Origin of the sequence: Pseudomonas sp. FW305-25 (genome assembly GCF_017351415.1) — a bacterium.
GTDB classification, from domain to species: domain Bacteria; phylum Pseudomonadota; class Gammaproteobacteria; order Pseudomonadales; family Pseudomonadaceae; genus Aquipseudomonas; species Aquipseudomonas chlororaphis.
Window position 1 is genome coordinate 1 of sequence record NZ_JACNDE010000091.1, and the last position, 370, is coordinate 370.

Below are 370 nucleotides of genomic sequence, written 5' to 3' on the forward strand. Positions count from 1 at the left end.
GGCGGGTTGGTCGCCTTGGCCGAGCAGGTTACCGGCGGGGTCATGGGCGAAGCTTTCCGGGGTGGCACCGCGTACGTTGATCAGCCGATCCAGCGGGTCGTAGTGATAACGCAGGTTGCCCTTGCGGCTGTCGTCGATGCCGGCAAGGTTGCCGTTGGCGTCGTAGGCATAGGCACGGCGGTATAGGTTTTGGTGCTGGCCCTGTCGTTGCTGGCTAACGCTGTGTGCCTGCAGGCGGCCTTGTTCGTCGTACTGGTACTGGCTGAGCAGCAGGCCCTGTTGGCGTTGCTGTTCGCGGCCGGCGTTGAACTGGTGGCTGGTCAGGCGCGAGCCGTTGAGGTCGATGCTGCTCAGTTGCCCGCCCGGTGCA

General features: G+C 64.9%; 1 protein-coding gene. It reads right to left on the reverse strand.

Annotated elements, in window-relative coordinates; all coding sequences use genetic code 11:
- A partial coding sequence (locus tag J4E58_RS31815) for an RHS repeat domain-containing protein (RefSeq protein WP_207255377.1) occupies positions 1–370 on the reverse strand: 370 nt, incomplete at both ends.